The following is a 15,030-nucleotide window of genomic DNA, read 5'->3' on the forward strand; positions in this document are numbered from 1 at the left end:
GCGCTTCTCAAGAAGCGGAAGGCTCGTTCCAACATACGGACACCGCGGTGACCGGAAGTGACTGGGTGACCAGAGGTGACCGGCTGACCGGGGGTGGGTCGCTGTCGGCTGGATCGGCGCCCGGGGACCCGCAGAGAGCAGGCGTCGTTGCCTGCGGTGCCTACGGCTCATGCCCGGCGGCAAAGGAAACGAAACCACCGAGTAACGGCTACTTATGTGTAGCCCTGCATAGAGACTCATTTTACGGCCGCGGAGCCCGTCCCGCCCAGGGTCCGGCGCCAAGACGTACGTCACACGGGTTGCCGCGCGGTTAAGCCGTTCGGGCGGGTCCGTTACGCCGTACGCCCCGGTTCCCTGGACGCCCCCCCCGTCAGCCGACCGCCACACCGAACAGCGTGCCGAGCCCGTACGTCAGCGCCGCCGCGCCGCCACCGAGGGCGAGCTGCCGCAGCCCGCTGAACCACCAGCTGCGGGCCGTCACCCGGGCCACCACCGCACCGCAGCCGAAGAGGCCGAGCAGCGCGAGGAGCACCGAGGGCCACAGGGCGCTCGCGCCGAGGAGGTACGGCAGCACGGGCAGCAGGGCGCCGAGCGCGAAGGCGCCGAAGGAGGAGACGGCGGCGACCAGCGGGGAGGGCAGGTCGTTCGGGTCGATGCCCAGCTCCTCGCGGGCGTGGATCTCCAGCGCCTGCTCCGGGTCGCGCGAGAGCTGCCGGGCCACCTCTCCGGCCAGCGGCGCGTCCACGCCCCGGGCCTCGTACAGCGCGGCGAGCTCGGCCATCTCGTCCTGGGGGTGCTTGCGCAGCTCCCGGCGCTCGACGGCCAGCTCGGCCTCGACCAGCTCACGCTGGGAGGCGACGGAGGTGTACTCACCGGCCGCCATGGAGAAGGCCCCGGCGGCCAGACCCGCGAGCCCGGTGATGACGATGGTCTGCTGCGAGACCGCACCTCCGGCGACACCGGTCATCAGGGCGAGATTGGAGACCAGGCCGTCCATGGCGCCGAAGACGGCGGGGCGCAGCCAGCCGCCGTTCACATCCCGGTGGGTGTGGTTGTCCCGGTGCGCCTCGTGCAGGACGGCGTCGGTCTCGATGATGGCCACTGCTCACTTCTCCCTATGCGGTACAACTTTCGACAAAGTCCAAAGTATGCCTGCCGGGCGATCTTCGCCAGGAAGGCAAGCCTGCCTTAACACCCCCTCTGACCTGCGAAGAAAGGGCAGCCTCAGGATGACCGGCCGTCATCCGACCGGACCCTTTCTGCCCGTTTCCCGCCTCCGACCGCCCTCCGCGTGGCACAGATGCGGACAGAGCCCGGAAACGGACTCGCCGGACGAGCGGAGGGCGACGCGATGGACACGGCCGTCGGCAAGGAACGGGCCAGGGGTGCGCTGCTGGGTCTCGCGGTCGGGGACGCGCTGGGCGCCCCGGCGGAGAACCTGCGGCCCTCCGAGATCCGCCGCCGCTGGGGGCGGATCGAAGGGTTCGTGAGCGAGGACCCGGCGGGGACCGATGACACGGAGTACGCGATCTTCTCCGGGCTGCTGCTGGCCCGGCACGGCTCCGCGCTCACCGTCTCCCATGTGGAGCGGGCCTGGCACCACTGGATCGCGGACCTGGACGAGGGCCCGTTCCGGGGCGCCGGGTTCAGTGAGCGCGGCACGCTGGAGAACCTGCGCCGGGGCCTCGCCGCACCGATCTCGGCCCAGCACCGGCACGCCTGGAGCGACGGCCTGGCGATGCGGGCGGCCCCCTTCGGCGTGTTCGCGGCCGGACGTCCCGCCGAGGCGGCCCGGCTGGTGGCGGTGGACGGCCGGGTCAGCCACGAGGGCGAGGGGATCTACGGGGGCCAGGCGGTGGCGGCCGGAGTGGCGGCGGCGATGGTCGGCGCGGGCCTCGCCTCGGTGATCGCGGCCGCGCTCTCGGTGGTGCCGATGGACTCCTGGACGGCCCGCTCGCTGCGCCGCGCGGTGGCGGCGGCCCAGCGCCCGTACCCGGACCGGCTCACGATGGAGCGGGCGGTGCGTTCGGCGGTGGTGATCGGCGGCTATCCGTGGACGGACCTGGCGCCGGAGGCGGTGGGCCTGGCGTTCGGCGCGTTCACGGCGGCCCGGGGCGATTTTCGTACGGCGGTGCTGACGGCCGTGAACATGGGCCGCGACGCGGACACGACGGCGGCGGTGGCGGGGTCCCTGGCCGGTGCGCTGCACGGCTCGGACGCGATCCCGCCGGAGTGGGCGGCGGCGATCGGGCCGGTGCGCGGGAGCTGCCTGCCGTCGATGCGCGGCTACCACGTGCTGGACATCGCCGACCTGCTGACACCGGAGGGCGCGGAGGCGGCGGAGAGCCAGGGCCGTGGCGGCGGGCGTGAGCCTTCCGCCGTACGGGACATGGCGTCGGTGGCCGCGTCCTTCGAGCCCGTACGGGAGGAGCGGCGATGACGACACCCAGGCTGCCCGCGAGCGTCGCCGCACCCTCCCGGCGCGCCCGGATCGAGGGCCTGCTCCTCGGCCTCGCCTCCGGGGACGCCGCCGGGTGGCCCGCCGCGCGGCACCGGGCGGCCCGGATGCCCGAGTGGACCCGGCGGCTCACCCGGGAGCTGGACACCTTCGCCGAGCAGAACGCCACCACCACGCTCCCGGTGCCCATCGCGCTCAACCAGCCGCCCGAACCGCTGCGGCTCGGGCCGTCCGACGACGCCGAGTGGGCCGCGTTCGCCGGGCGTACGGTGCTGGCGGCGGCCGCCGACGCGGACGGGCTCTCCACCGGCCGCCGGATGCGGGACGCGGTGGACCGGTCCTGGAACGCGCTGGCCGCCACCGTCGCCGCCGCGAGCGCCCGGGCCCCCGAGGTGGAGGCGGCGGTGATGCCGTTGCGCGCCCGGATCTCGGTACGGGCGGGGCTCGGCAACCTGGCCGCCGGGCTCCGGCCGCCCGCCACCGGCCACGACAACCCGCACTACTTCGACGACGCCGCCTGCGTACGGGCCGCCGTCCTCGCCGTCGTCCACCCGGGCGATCCCGAGGAGGCGGCGGCGCTCGCCGAGTTCGACGCCCGCTACACCCAGGACGGCGACGGCGTGCACGGCGCCCGCGCCATGGCCGCCGCGATCGCCGTGGCGCTGGCCGGGGCGGACGTCGACGCGGTGGTGAACGCGGCGCTGGCCCAGCTCCCCGACTCCACCGAGATCGCCCGCAACGCCGCGCACGCGGTCCGCCTGGCCCGGGAGTTCGCCGACGAGCCCGCCGGGGCGTTCGCCCTGGTCCCGGTCCTGGAGCACCAGATCGTGGACCACGTCTACAGCTACGGGATCGCCGCCGCCGAGACCGTACCCGTGGCCCTGGCCCTCGCCACCGCCGCCCGGGGCGAGATCGCCCAGGCGCTCCCGGCCGCCGCCTGCCTCTCCCGGGTCGCGGACTCCGCGCCCGCGCTGGCCGGGGCGCTGACCGGAGCGATCGGCTCGGTCACCGCCGTACCGGCGGGCTGGCTCGAGGCGTGCCGCACGCTCGCCGGCTGTGCGCTGCCCCGGCTCGCGGGCACGGATCTGGTCGAACTCGCCGGGCTGCTGGCAGCCACGGAACCGGCCGCTCCGGGTGGACAATTCCGGCATGACGCCCACAACGGCCACGGCTCCCGCCGCCTCGGTCCCGCAGACCTCCCCGACCACGCCCGGACTCGATGACCGCATCACCCGCGCCCTCGTCGGCGCCGCCGTAGGAGACGCCCTCGGCGGCCCGGTCGAGGGGTGGACGCCCGAGCAGATCGCCGAGCGCCACGGCGGCCGGGTGACCGGCATCGTCGGCCCCTGGCACGGCGAGGACTGGCGCACCGCCCGCCCCATCGCCCCGTACCACAAGGGCGACGGGCACGTCACCGACGACACCTTGATGACCCACGCGCTGATCCGCGTGTACGAGAAGGTCCGCGACCACCTCGACGCGTACGCCATCGCCGACCACCTCGTCCCGGACCTGCTCTCGCCGCGCTGGATCCCGGAGCTGGAGGCCGAGGCGCTGCCGCTCCAGCGGATCTTCCTGGCCGAGAAGTGGCTCGTCGCCCGGCTGCACTACGGGCACGTCGACCCGCGCGAGGCCGGTGCGGGCAACATCGTCAACTGCGGGGCCGCGATGTACATGGCCCCGGTCGGCCTGGTCAACGCCGGAAATCCGGAGGCCGCGTACGCCGAGGCGCTGGAGATCGCCGCGCCGCACCAGTCCTCGTACGGGCGGGAGGCCGCCGGGGTCTTCGCGGCCGCCGTCGCCGCCGCCTGCCACCCGGGCGCGACGCCGGACGCGGTGATCGACGCGGCCCTCGCGCCGGCCAAGGACGGCACCCGGTACGCGATCGAGGCGGTCTGCGAAGTCGCCTCGCACCACGACGACTTCGAGTCCGCGCTCGCGCCGCTGCGGGCGGCGGTGGAGCCGTTCGACACGGTCGGCCCCGACTACCGCTCCCCTTCGCTCGGCGCCCGCCGCCCGTCCCGGCTGCACTCCATCGAGGAACTGCCCATCGCGCTGGGCATGTTGCTGGTCGGCGGCGGTGACTACCGGCGTACGGTGCTCGGTTCGGTCAACTACGGGCGGGACTGCGACTCCATCGCCACCATGAGCGGCGCCCTCGCGGGTGCGCTGGGCAGCGAGGTCCCGGCCGACTGGGCGGAGACGGTCGCGGAGGCGAGCCGACTGGACCTGGAGGCCCCGGCCCGGACCCTGGCACAGGTCGCCCGCGAGGTCTTCGCCCGGGACCTGGAGCGCCGCGCGGCCCACGAGGAGGCGTTCACCGCGATGGCCGGTGAGCGGTGAGCCTCCGCCCGCCCCAGGACGTGAACGTCCGCCTCACCTGGGTGCAGCCCGAGGATCTGGTCGGGCACGAGCTGCGGCAGGCCGCGCAGGACGGGCGGGACGCGCGGGAGATCGCGGAGCGGTGGTACGCGGCCGGGGGCAGCCCCGCTCCGGACCGTGCGGGCGCGTCCGAGCCGCCCGCACCGCCGCGTCTGCGCGCGCTGGCGGGGCAGCTCCTCGACGAACTCGCCACGCTGGAATCGCCGTTGGCGGCGGACGAGCCGACCGGCCTGGACGCGATCATCGCGGCCTGCCCGCAGTGGCCAGGACCGCCGGAGACCGGGCCGGTCCTGGCCGGCCAGGACCGGCGGCCCACCACCGTCCGGGACCGGGCGCCCTCCGTCGACCGCGACCGCCTGCACGCCGCCTGGCTCGGCCGGGCGGCGGGCTGTCTGCTCGGCAAACCGGTCGAGAAGCTGCCGCTGACCGGCATCCGCGCACTCGCCCGCGCCACCGGGAACTGGCCCCTCACCACCTGGTTCACCGCACATGGCGTGCCCGCCGAACTGCTCGCCGCCCACCCCTGGAACCGCCGCTCGGCCCCCACCTCGCTCGCCGAGAACATCGACGGCATGCCGGAGGACGACGACCTCAACTACCCGCTCCTCACCCTGCTGTTGCTCCAACGGCACGGCCGCACCTTCACCACCGCCGACCTGGCCCGCCTCTGGCTCGACGAACTCCCGGCCGGCCGCACCTTCACTGCCGAGCGCATCGCGTACGGCAATCTCCTCGCAGGCGTCGAACCCCCGGAGACGGCCCGCTTCCGCAACCCGTTCCGGGAGTGGATCGGCGCCCAGATCCGGGCCGACGTGCACGGCTGGACCCACCCCGGCGACCCGGCCGGGGCCGCCGCCCAGGCCCACCGCGACGCGGTCCTGACCCACACCGCCAACGGGGTCTACGGCGCGATGTTCACGGCGGCGGCGCTCGCCGTGGCGGCGGGCGGCGAGAGCGATGTGCATGGCTGCCTGGCCGCCGGGCTGCGGGTCGTGCCGCCGCACTCGCGGTACGCCCGCGCGATCCGGCTCGGGATCGAAACGGCGCGCGCGGAAAGGGAGTTCGACACCGTGGTGGACCGGCTGCACGCCGCGTATGCCGACACCCACCACTGGGTACACGTGCTGCCCAACGCCGCACTGCTCGCCGCCGCGCTCACCCACGCCGACGGCGACTTCACCCGGTCGATCGGCAACGCGGTCTCCGGCGGCTGGGACACCGACTCCAACGGAGCCACCGCGGGCTCGCTCGCCGGACTCCTCGCCGCCACCCCGGCCGCCCTGCCCGACCACTGGACCGCCCCGCTCAAGAACCGCCTCACCACCTCCGTACCCGGCTACGACCAGGCCGGATTCGACACCCTCGCCGCTCTGACCCACCAGGAGGCTCTGCGCCCATGACCCGTATCGCGGTGCTCGGCAGCACCAACATGGACCTCGTCGCCTACACCGCCCGCGCCCCGGGCCTCGGGGAGACCGTCACCGGCCGGAAGTTCCGGACCATCCCCGGCGGCAAGGGCGCCAACCAGGCCGTCGCCGCCGCCCGCGCGGGCGGCGAGGTGACGATGATCGGCGCGGTCGGCGACGACGCGTACGGCGTCCAGCTGCGCGACGGCCTCGAACACGCCGGAGTCGACACGGACTTGCTGCACACCGCCGAAGGCCCGAGCGGCACCGCTCACATCGTGGTCGACGACACCGGGGCCAACGCGATCGTGGTCGTCCCCGGCGCCAACGGCGTGGTCACCGCGCTCGGCCCTGGCGAGATCGCGGCCATCGCCGCCGCCGAGCTGCTGCTGATGCAGCTCGAACTCCCGCTCTCCGCCGTCGTGGAGGGCGCCCGAGCCGCCAGGTCCCAGGGCGTACGGACCATCCTCACCCCCTCCCCCGTACAGCCACTGCCCGATGAACTCCTGGACCACATCGACCTGTTGGTCCCCAACGAGCACGAGGCCGCCGAACTCTCCGGACAGGCCGAACCGCACGCCGCCGCGCAGATCCTGCTCCGGCAGGTGCCCGAGGTGATCATCACGCTCGGCGCGAAGGGCTCCCTGTACGCGGCCCGGGGCGGCGAACCGGTGCTGTTCGCGGCGCCCGAGGTGAGCGCGGTGGACACGACCGGGGCCGGGGACACGTTCGTCGGGGCGCTGGCGGTGGCGCTCGGTGAGGGGCGGCCGGTGGCGAAGGCGCTGGCGTTCGCCTCCTCGGCCGCCGCGCTCTGCGTCCAGAAGCCGGGCGCGTCCACGTCCATGCCGTACCGCGGCGAGATCGAGGCAGCATGAGTACGACAGCGGCAGGACCCCTGACCGGGCTGAAGGTCATCGACCTCGCCACCCTCTTCGCCGGGCCGCTCGCCGCCACCATGCTCGGCGACTTCGGTGCCGATGTGATCAAGGTCGAGCACCCCCGTAAGCCGGACCCCTCGCGCGGGCACGGACCCGCCAAGGACGGCATCGGCCTGTGGTGGAAGCTGCTCGGCCGCAACAAGCGCACCCTGACGCTGGACCTGTCCGCCCCCGGCGGCCGGGACGTGCTGCTCCAGCTGGCCGCCGGGACCGACGTGATCGTCGAGAACTTCCGGCCCGGGACGCTGGAGCGCTGGGGCCTCGGTCCCGAGGAGCTGCACGCCGTCAACCCGCGGCTGGTGCTGGCCCGGGTCACCGGCTTCGGCCAGTTCGGGCCGTACGCGCACCGGCCCGGGTTCGGCACGCTGGCCGAGGCGATGAGCGGGTTCGCGGCGATCACCGGGGAGCCGGACGGGCCGCCGACGCTGCCGCCGTTCGGTCTCGCGGACTCCATCGCGGCGCTGGCGACGGCGTACGCGGTGATGGCCGCACTCGCCGGACGGGAGAAGACCGGCGAGGGACAGGTGGTGGACCTGGCGATCATCGAGCCGATCCTGACCGTGCTGGGCCCGCAGCCGCTCTGGTACGACCAGCTCGGCTACGTCCAGCCGCGCACCGGCAACCGCTCCCGCAACAACGCCCCGCGCAACACCTACCGCACCGCCGACGGCCACTGGGTCGCGGTCTCCACCTCCGCGCAGTCCGTCGCCGAGCGGGTGATGCGGCTGGTGGGCCGCCCGGAACTGATCGAGGAGCCCTGGTTCGGGTCGGGCACCGGCCGGGCCGAGCACACCGAGGAGCTGGACAGCGCCGTCGGCCACTGGATCTCCCGCCACAGCCGCGAGGAGGTGCTCAACGGCTTCGAGAAGGCGGAGGCGGCCGTGGCGCCGATCCATGACGTACGGGAGGTGATGGAGGACCCGCAGTACCGGGCGCTGGGAACCCTCGCCGAGGTCGACGACCCGGAGCTGGGACCGCTGCGGATGCAGAACGTCCTCTTCCGGCTCTCCGAGACGCCGGGCGCCATCCGCTGGGCGGGCCGCCCGCACGGCGCCGACACCGAGGAGATCCTGGCCGGGCTCGGCCTCTCGGCGACCCGGATCGCGGCGCTGCGGGAGCAGGGGGCGCTGTGAGCGACTGCACGGCCCCCGCCGTCCCTCCGCTCCCGGAGGACACGCCGCCGCCCCTCGGCCGGCCCCCGCTGACCTGGCTGTACGTCCCCGGGGACCGGCCGGAGGTGGTGGCCAAGGCGCTCGGCTGCGGGGCGGACGTGGTGATCGTCGACCTGGAGGACGCGGTCGCTCCCGACCGCAAGGAGTACGCGCGGGCCGCCACCGCCGAACTCCTCGCCGACCCGCAGACCGCCGCCCCCGACGCCGTACCCGTCCATGTCCGGGTGCACGGCGAGGACGACATCCGCGCGCTGGCCCACCTGCCGGGCCTCTCCGGCTTCCGGCTGCCCAAGATCACGCACGCGGTCTCCGTCCACCATGTGGCGGCGGTGGCCCCCGGCGTACCGCTCTATCCGCTGCTGGAGTCGGCGCTGGGCGTGGAGCACGCGTATTCGATCGCGTCGGCCGACCCCGCCGTCCGGGGCATCGCGCTGGGCGAGGCGGACCTCCGCGCCGATCTCGGCGTACGGGAGGACTGCGGGCTGGACTGGTCGCGCAGCCGGCTCGTGGTGGCGGCCCGCGCGGCCGCACTGCCGCCGCCCGCGCAGTCGGTCTTCCCGGATGTGCGGGACCTGGACGGGCTGTGGACCTCCTGCGTACGGGGGCGGGGGCTCGGGCTGCTGGGGCGGGCGGCGATCCATCCGCGTCAGCTGGAGGTGATCGAGCGGGCGTTCCGGCCGACGGCCCGGGAGATCGAGGCGGCGGAGGAGATCGTCGCGGCGTCGGCGGTGGAGGCGGGGGCGCTGGCGCTGCCGGACGGGCGGTTCGTGGACGCGGCGGTGGTGGCGTCGGCGCGCCGCACACTGGCGATCGCCGGGCGGTCCTGAGGTTTTCCCAGGTCCGCCCGGCGATCGGGGGCAGTGCGCGCGCGGGAGGTCAGCTCTTGTCGGCTGCCTCGGCGGCGGCGTCCTTCTTCGTCAGCGGGTCGCTGTCGTCCTTCTTCAGCGGGTCGCCGTCCGCGTCGGCGGCCTCCGCGTCGTCCTTCTTCTCGGCGTCCTTCGCGGCCTCGGCGGCCTTGTCCGGCTCGACGATCTCCTCGCGGCCCGGGCGGAGCCTGGCGGAGATCACGATGTAGGTGACGGCGAGGACGAAGACGATGATCGCGGTCCACACGTTCAGGCGGAGGCCCAGGACGTGGTGGGCCTCGTCGACCCGCATGTACTCGATCCAGCCGCGACCGGCGCAGTAGGCGGCGACGTACAGCGCGAACGCCCGTCCGTGGCCGAGCCTGAAGCGGCGGTCGGCCCAGATGACCAGCAGCGCGACGCCGATGCACCACAGCGACTCGTAGAGGAAGGTCGGGTGGTACGTCCCGGCGACCCGGTTCGGGCCCTCGCTGATCTCCAGCGCCCACGGCAGGTCGGTCGGCTTGCCGTACAGCTCCTGGTTGAACCAGTTGCCCCAGCGGCCGATGGCCTGCGCGACGGCGATACCGGGGGCCAGCGCGTCCGCCCAGGCGGGCAGCGGGATGCCCCGGTGGCGGCAGCCGATCCAGGCGCCGACCGCACCGAAGGCGATCGCGCCCCAGATGCCGAGTCCGCCTTCCCAGATCTTGAAGGCGTCGACCCAGTTCTGGCCGTCGCTGAAGTAGAGCTGGTAGTCGGTGATCACATGGTAGAGCCGGCCGCCGACGAGGCCGAAGGGCACGGCCCAGACGGCGATGTCGGCCACCGTGCCGGCTTTGCCGCCCCGGGCGACCCAGCGCTTGTTGCCGATCCAGACGGCGACGAAGACACCGATGATGATGCAGAACGCGTAGCCGCGGAGCGGGATCGGGCCGAGCTCGATCACGCCGGTCGACGGGCTGGGAAGGGAGGCAAGGTTCATGACGGGGTCGACGCTACCTTGCCGGGCGGTGGGTACCGCAAGCCACCCGGCAACGTCTGGATAACGAGGACCCTGCCCCGCTCCCTCAGGAAGCGGGGGCGGACGGGGTGGCGGTGCCGGGTTTCTTGCCCTTGTTGGCCTCGGCTACCCACTTCTTCAGGTTCTCCACGGAGATCTGCTCGTCGCCCTTCTTCGGGAAGATCGACTCGCCGTTGAGAAGCGCGGTCGGAGTGCCCTGGAAGCCGCCCTCGCGGAACGCCGTGTCGGACTTCTGCACCCAGCTGTCGTGCTCGCCGTCCTCCACACAGCTGCGGAAGGCGGGGGTGTCGAGCCCCTCGACCTCACCGGCCAGCTCGATCAGCCGGCTGTTCTTGGCGAAGGCGTCGTCCGGCTCGGGAGGCTGGTTGCGGAAGAGGACGTCGTGGTACGGCGCGAACTTGCCGACGTCCTGGGCGCAGGCGGCGGCATTGGCGGCGCGGAGCGAGCCCTTGCCGCCGAGGTTGCCGTCGATGATCGTCGCCAGGTGGTACTCCACCTTGAGCTGGCCCGCCTCCACCAGCTCGGTGATGGTGTCCCGGAAGGCGTTCTCGAACTGGGCGCAGACCGGGCAGCGGAAGTCCTCCCAGATCGTGAGCGTGGACGGGGCGTCGGAGGCGCCGACCGGCAGGGTCAGGGAGTCCTCGCCGGTCGCTCCGGACGGGGTGATGGCGGGGCCGGAGGCGGTGTCGCCGCCGCTGTCCTTGCCGACGTTGGCCGCGATCAGGCCGACCACGGCGGCCAGCGCCAGGACGCCGACCACGGCGGAGGAGACGATCAGCGTACGGCGGCGCTTGTCGCGGCCCTTTTCCCGCTCGCGCTGCTGGGCCAGGCGCTCACGCGCACTTCGGTTTCCCTCAGGGTTCTTGTCGCTCACACCCGCAGCAACGAACCGGGGAGGCGCCTGCGCGCCTCCCCGTCCATATTCCACCCATTCAGGTGACTTCGAGGGTCACCGCTTTCGAACGCCCTGGGCCAGCTCGCCCGCCAGCGAGCGGACGGCGTCGAGGCCGGCGGCCTCGTCGGGGGCGTCCAGCATGGCCTTGACGAAGGCCGAGCCGACGATCACGCCGTCGGCGAATCCGGCGACCTCGGCGGCCTGCGCGGCGTTGGAGACGCCGAGGCCGACGCAGACCGGCAGGTCGGTGGTGGCGCGGGTGCGGCCGACCAGCTCCTGGGCCTGGGCGCCGACGGAGACGCGGGTGCCGGTGACGCCCATCAGGGACGCCGCGTAGACGAAGCCGCTGCCCGCCGCCGTGATGGTGGCGAGGCGGGCGTCCTGGCTGCTGGGAGCGACGACGAAGACGGTGGCGAGACCGTGCTTCTCGGCGTGCTCGCGCCACAGCGCCGACTCCTGGACCGGCAGGTCGGGCAGGATGCACCCGGCGCCGCCCGCCTCGGCCAGCTCGGCGGTGAACCGCTCGACGCCGTACCGGTCGATGGGGTTCCAGTACGTCATGACCAGGATCGGGACCCCGGTGGCCTCGTACGCCTCGCGGACCGTCCGCATCACGTCGGCGATGCGGACGCCGCCGCGCAGGGCGATGTCGTCGGCGGTCTGGATGACCGGCCCGTCGAGCACCGGGTCGCTGTGCGGGAGGCCGATCTCGACGACATCGGCGCCGCCCGCGATGACGGCCTTGACCGCCTCGATGCCGCCGTCGACGGTCGGGAAGCCGGCCGGGAGGTAGGCGATCAGCGCGGCCCGGTCCTCGGCCTTCGCGGCGGCGAGGGTGGTGCTCAACAGCTCGATGTTGCCGCTCACTTGGCGTCCCCCTCGATCTCGGCGCGGTCGCTGTCGGCGTCCGCCTCGACGGCGGCGTCGGTGTCGTACAGCCCGAAGTAGCGGGCGGCGGTGTCCATGTCCTTGTCGCCGCGGCCGGACAGGTTGATGAGGATCAGCCCGTCCTTGCCGAGCTCCTTGCCGAGGTCCAGCGCACCGGCGAGCGCGTGGGCGCTCTCGATGGCCGGGATGATCCCCTCGGTGCGGGAGAGCAGGCGCAGGGCCTGCATGGCGGCGTCGTCGGTGACCGCGCGGTACTCGCCGCGCCCGATGTCCTTGAGGTAGGAGTGCTCGGGGCCGATGCCCGGATAGTCCAGCCCGGCGGAGATGGAGTACGGCTCGGTGATCTGGCCCTCGTCGTCCTGGAGGACGTAGGAGCGGGACCCGTGCAGGATGCCCGGCTCCCCCGCCGTCAGGGTGGCCGCGTGCTCGCCGGTCTCCACGCCGTGTCCGGCGGGCTCGCAGCCGACCAGGCGGACGTCGGCGTCCGGGATGAAGGCGTGGAAGAGGCCGATGGCGTTGGAGCCGCCGCCGACACAGGCGACCGCCGCGTCCGGGAGGCGGCCGGTGCGCTCCAGGAACTGGCGGCGGGCCTCGACGCCGATGACGCGGTGGAAGTCGCGGACCATCGCGGGGAAGGGGTGCGGACCCGCGACCGTACCGAAGAGGTAGTGCGTACGGTCCACGTTGGCGACCCAGTCGCGGAACGCCTCGTTGATGGCGTCCTTCAGGGTCCGGCTGCCGGACTTCACGGCGACGACCTCGGCGCCGAGCATCCGCATCCGGGCCACGTTCAGCGCCTGGCGCTCGGTGTCGATCTCGCCCATGTAGATGGTGCAGTCGAGGCCGAAGAGGGCGCAGGCGGTGGCGGTGGCGACGCCGTGCTGGCCGGCTCCGGTCTCGGCGATGACCCGGGTCTTGTCCATGCGCTTGGTGAGGAGCGCCTGGCCGAGCACGTTGTTGATCTTGTGCGAGCCGGTGTGGTTCAGGTCCTCGCGCTTGAGGAAGACCCGGGCGCCGCCCGCGTGCTCGGCGAAGCGCGGGACCTCGGTCAGCGCGCTGGGCCGGCCGGTGTAGTTCACCATCAGCTCGTTGAGCTCGGCGGCGAAGGCCGGGTCGGACTTGGCCTTGTCGTACTCGACGGCGACCTCGTCCACGGCGGCGACGAGCGCCTCCGGGATGAACTTGCCGCCGTAGGCACCGAAGTAGCCTTCGGCGCTGGGGGTCAGACCCTCGGGGTCCGGAATGAAGAATTCGGACGTCATGCGATGTGCTCCTTGGCGTGCAGGGCAACGGGTGGGTTCACCGTATGCGCGGAGGAGCGAGCGCCACCGGGACCGGCGTGCGGTCGGGGTGGTGCGGTCGTACGTACGGGTGGAGATGGGGGTACTGCGGTACGTCGGCCGGGGCTCGCTACAGCGCGGTCCCCGGGCGCCATCGCATCCCGTTCACCTGGCCGGGCTCGTCACCGATCACGTACCGCACCCGCCGGCCGTGCACGCGCCGGGCGGGGGCGCGGCAGCCTCGCGGCCTGCACCCGCGCGCCAGCGGGGCGTGCGGGTCCCGGGCCGGGGCCCCGGCGGGGCGCAGGCCCGGCCGGGTGCGGGCGGCGGCGGGACGGTCGGTCATGGTCGTCGTGCTCCCGGTCAGCCGCGGCCGTGGCGGAGGGCCGGGTGGGCGCCTGCGGCGACGAGGTCGGCGACGGCGGCGCGCGGGTCGCGGCCGGTGACCAGGGACTCGCCGACCAGGACGGCGTCGGCGCCGGCGTTGGCGTACGCGATCAGGTCGTGCGGGCCGCGGACGCCGGACTCGGCGACCTTGACGATGTGGTCGGGGATCTCGGGGGCGACGCGCTCGAAGGTGGAGCGGTCGACCTTGAGGTCCTTCAGGTTGCGCGCGTTGACACCGATGATCTTCGCTCCGGCGTCGACGGCGCGCTCCGCCTCCTCCTCGTCGTGCGCCTCGACGAGCGGGGTGAGCCCGATGGACTCGGCGCGCTCGATCAGGGAGACCAGGGCCTCCTGGTCCAGGGCGGCGACGATCAGCAGAGCGAGGTCGGCGCCGTACGCCCGGGCCTCCCACAGCTGGTACGAGGTGACGATGAAGTCCTTGCGCAGGATCGGGGTGTCGACCTTGGCGCGGACGGCCTCCAGGTCGGCGAGCGAGCCGCCGAAGCGGCGCTCCTCGGTGAGGACCGAGATGACGGACGCGCCACCGGCCTCGTAGTCCGCGGCGAGGGCGGCGGGGTCCGCGATGGCGGCAAGGGCCCCCTTGGACGGGGACGAGCGCTTGACCTCGCAGATGACGGTGACGCCCTCGCCGCGCAGGGCGGCGACTCCGTCCTTGGCCTGGGGAGCGCGGGCGGCGCGCTCCTTCAGCTCGTCGAGGCTGACGCGCGCCTGCCGCTCCGCGAGGTCGGCGCGAACGCCGTCGATGATCTCGTCGAGCACACTCACGCGAGCGGCCCCCTTCCGGAACGGTTGACGGTGAACAGGATCAGCCATACCGATGGTATCCGCAGGAGGCCCTGGGGCCCGCATCCGGCCACGCCGCGTCCCACTACCTGGGCATTCAGGGCGCCAGTGCGGAGCCGAACGGCAGATTCCGGACGACGGTGAAGACCAGGAGCAGCGCGCCGATGCTCCACCACCAGGCGGGGGCGAGGGCGATCCGCAGGGGCTGTCCGCGCCAGGCCCGGACGAGCCAGAGGATCCAGACGGCGGCGAAGAGGAAGTAGCCGGTGGTGGCGATCGCGTTGGCGGAGAAGGCGGCGCCGAGGTCGCCGTGGATGAAGGCGTGGGCGCTGCGGAGGCCGCCGCAGCCGGGGCAGAAGGCGCCGGTGATCTTGAGCAGCGGGCAGACGGGGTAGTGGCCGGGCTCGTTGGGGTCGACGGTGCCGACGTAGGCGAAGGCGGCGGTGACGGTGGCGAGGATGCCGAGGGGAGTGGCGAGGCGCATCCAGCCCGTCCGGCTTCCTCCCCAGCCCGTCCGGCGTTTGAGGACGGAACCGTGGCCTGGGGGGCCGGGT

Annotated in this window: 15 protein-coding genes; 7 read left to right on the forward strand and 8 right to left on the reverse strand. The window is 73.7% G+C overall.

Annotated features, from left to right (window positions below; genetic code table 11):
• Positions 1–370: 370 nt before the first annotated feature.
• Complete coding sequence (locus ACQP09_RS06635) at positions 371–1,102, reverse strand: VIT1/CCC1 transporter family protein (RefSeq protein WP_327217715.1); 732 nt, start codon at positions 1,100–1,102, stop codon at positions 371–373.
• A 249-nt stretch (positions 1,103–1,351) separates the two neighbouring features.
• Here ACQP09_RS06635 and ACQP09_RS06640 point away from each other — a divergent pair, with 249 nt between their 5' ends.
• Genes ACQP09_RS06640 through ACQP09_RS06670 form a run of 7 tightly spaced genes read left to right on the forward strand, consistent with a single transcriptional unit; the run spans position 1,352 to position 9,183 of the window.
• Positions 1,352–2,440: an ADP-ribosylglycohydrolase family protein gene (locus tag ACQP09_RS06640; protein ID WP_433396710.1), complete on the forward strand. Its 1,089-nt coding sequence runs from the start codon at positions 1,352–1,354 to the stop codon at positions 2,438–2,440.
• Complete coding sequence (locus tag ACQP09_RS06645; RefSeq protein WP_433396712.1) at positions 2,437–3,681, forward strand: ADP-ribosylglycohydrolase family protein; 1,245 nt, start codon at positions 2,437–2,439, stop codon at positions 3,679–3,681. Before ACQP09_RS06640 ends, ACQP09_RS06645 begins: the two co-directional genes overlap by 4 nt.
• On the forward strand, positions 3,608–4,801 hold the full coding sequence (locus ACQP09_RS06650) for an ADP-ribosylglycohydrolase family protein (RefSeq protein WP_433396714.1): 1,194 nt from the start codon (positions 3,608–3,610) through the stop codon (positions 4,799–4,801). The genes ACQP09_RS06645 and ACQP09_RS06650 overlap by 74 nt, the downstream gene beginning before the upstream one ends.
• A 20-nt stretch (positions 4,802–4,821) precedes the next feature.
• Positions 4,822–6,240 carry an ADP-ribosylglycohydrolase family protein gene (locus tag ACQP09_RS06655; RefSeq protein WP_433406507.1) on the forward strand — a complete coding sequence of 473 codons (1,419 nt, stop codon included), beginning with the start codon at positions 4,822–4,824 and terminating at the stop codon, positions 6,238–6,240.
• Positions 6,237–7,121 (forward strand): ribokinase, encoded by an 885-nt coding sequence (gene rbsK / locus ACQP09_RS06660; protein WP_433396715.1) that lies wholly within the window; start codon positions 6,237–6,239, stop codon positions 7,119–7,121. Before ACQP09_RS06655 ends, rbsK begins: the two co-directional genes overlap by 4 nt.
• Complete coding sequence (locus tag ACQP09_RS06665; protein WP_433396717.1) at positions 7,118–8,317, forward strand: CaiB/BaiF CoA transferase family protein; 1,200 nt, start codon at positions 7,118–7,120, stop codon at positions 8,315–8,317. Before rbsK ends, ACQP09_RS06665 begins: the two co-directional genes overlap by 4 nt.
• Complete coding sequence (locus ACQP09_RS06670; RefSeq protein WP_433396719.1) at positions 8,314–9,183, forward strand: HpcH/HpaI aldolase/citrate lyase family protein; 870 nt, start codon at positions 8,314–8,316, stop codon at positions 9,181–9,183. The genes ACQP09_RS06665 and ACQP09_RS06670 overlap by 4 nt, the downstream gene beginning before the upstream one ends.
• A 49-nt stretch (positions 9,184–9,232) precedes the next feature.
• Here ACQP09_RS06670 and lgt read toward each other — a convergent pair whose 3' ends face one another.
• The 7 genes from lgt to ACQP09_RS06705 form a co-directional block, all read right to left on the reverse strand.
• Positions 9,233–10,183 carry a prolipoprotein diacylglyceryl transferase gene (gene lgt, locus ACQP09_RS06675; RefSeq protein WP_433396721.1) on the reverse strand — a complete coding sequence of 317 codons (951 nt, stop codon included), beginning with the start codon at positions 10,181–10,183 and terminating at the stop codon, positions 9,233–9,235.
• Between the two features lie 85 nt (positions 10,184–10,268).
• On the reverse strand, positions 10,269–11,096 hold the full coding sequence (locus ACQP09_RS06680; protein ID WP_432148100.1) for a DsbA family protein: 828 nt from the start codon (positions 11,094–11,096) through the stop codon (positions 10,269–10,271).
• 75 nt (positions 11,097–11,171) lie between these two features.
• Positions 11,172–11,984 (reverse strand): tryptophan synthase subunit alpha, encoded by an 813-nt coding sequence (gene trpA, locus ACQP09_RS06685; protein WP_433396722.1) that lies wholly within the window; start codon positions 11,982–11,984, stop codon positions 11,172–11,174.
• On the reverse strand, positions 11,981–13,267 hold the full coding sequence (gene trpB, locus ACQP09_RS06690) for a tryptophan synthase subunit beta (protein WP_433396724.1): 1,287 nt from the start codon (positions 13,265–13,267) through the stop codon (positions 11,981–11,983). Before trpB ends, trpA begins: the two co-directional genes overlap by 4 nt.
• A 148-nt stretch (positions 13,268–13,415) precedes the next feature.
• Positions 13,416–13,631: a tryptophan biosynthesis modulator TrpM gene (gene trpM, locus ACQP09_RS06695; RefSeq protein ID WP_030564052.1), complete on the reverse strand. Its 216-nt coding sequence runs from the start codon at positions 13,629–13,631 to the stop codon at positions 13,416–13,418.
• Positions 13,632–13,648: 17 nt separating this feature from the next.
• Positions 13,649–14,458: an indole-3-glycerol phosphate synthase TrpC gene (gene trpC, locus ACQP09_RS06700; protein WP_010064524.1), complete on the reverse strand. Its 810-nt coding sequence runs from the start codon at positions 14,456–14,458 to the stop codon at positions 13,649–13,651.
• A gap of 115 nt (positions 14,459–14,573) precedes the next feature.
• Positions 14,574–14,960, reverse strand: a complete 387-nt coding sequence (locus ACQP09_RS06705) for a DUF2752 domain-containing protein (RefSeq protein ID WP_433396726.1) — start codon at positions 14,958–14,960, stop codon at positions 14,574–14,576.
• Between the last annotated feature and the right edge of the window lie 70 nt (positions 14,961–15,030).

Origin of the sequence: Streptomyces sp. CA-146814 (assembly GCF_050942385.1) — a bacterium.
Classification (GTDB): Bacteria; Actinomycetota; Actinomycetes; order Streptomycetales; family Streptomycetaceae; genus Streptomyces.